Below are 1,013 nucleotides of genomic sequence, written 5' to 3' on the forward strand. Positions count from 1 at the left end.
ATTGGCGCTGCGTAGAGCTGATGACCATCATGGATGAGTCGTTAGTGCGTTTAAAAGATCCTTTTGATGTTGCACTGGTCGAGTTCGTTAAAGGTGTATTTAGTAATTCATCAGCGCTACCTGCGTTATTGCAAACTGTGATGGAGAAATCCTCCCCGCAATATTTAGAATCAACCAGGGTGCCATATGTACATTCTTTGTTTATTCCTTTTGTGAATGTGTTTGTTGCCATTATCGATGGCGATGAGTCACATTATCAAGAAGCACTGAGAGATGCGTTAGAGGCGCATTACCAGTTCTACATGAATGAAGATGTTCGTTATTCGCCAAAAGGAAATGTTTCTCTGAAACTGACTGGTCTTGCTGCATTAGCATACGATAAGTATGGCTGGACGATTCCAGAAGCCGCATATTTACCGAAATGGCTTGTTTACGGTGAGCATGATCTTCGTTCTGCGTAAATCACTCTTAAGTTAAATCTATGTCCAATCGGAGGTTCAGCATGGAAGCATAAGCAGAAAATGCATCGCGAAAATGCAGTTTACGCCTCCGTTTTAACAAGTTACATTGTTGAAACTTTGATTCAAAGGACAGAACAATGAGTGCCCACCTAAAACAGCTTTGTCATACCCATCTCTCCGGTAATAAAGAAGATTCTCCAGCCGAACACTTTGCGAAAATGGCGAAGTGGTGCGGAGAAAACAACGTTAATCACGATGTCTACGGCGATGGAGAAACGATTCAAGCGTTCGAGCAAAAGGTTGCCGATCTGCTGGGTTACGAGGCAGGGCTTTTTGTTGTAACAGGAACGATGACGCAACCAACGGTGCTTGAAATTGTCACAAGACAAAAGCGTAATCCTATTGTCGCCATGCACGCATCTAGCCATATTCCGGTGCATGAAAAACAAGGTTATCAGCTTCAACATCGCTTTAGTATTTTGCCAGTAGGGAACCCTTATCAAACATGGAAGCTTGAGGATCTCACTGCGTGGCCGGATGAAATCGCAGCCG

At 43.7% G+C, this 1,013-nt stretch carries 2 protein-coding genes; both read left to right on the forward strand.

The window, feature by feature from the left end; translation table 11 throughout:
* A partial coding sequence (locus IQR33_RS33155) for an immunity 49 family protein (protein ID WP_228013909.1) occupies positions 1 to 461 on the forward strand: 461 nt, incomplete at its 5' end.
* A 137-nt stretch (positions 462 to 598) separates the two neighbouring features.
* The coding region (locus IQR33_RS33160) for a beta-eliminating lyase-related protein (RefSeq protein WP_228013910.1) at positions 599 to 1,013 on the forward strand (415 nt) is incomplete at its 3' end.

The sequence above is a fragment of the Vibrio sp. OPT46 genome (genome assembly GCF_015163535.1).
Taxonomy (GTDB): domain Bacteria; phylum Pseudomonadota; class Gammaproteobacteria; order Enterobacterales; family Vibrionaceae; genus Vibrio; species Vibrio alginolyticus.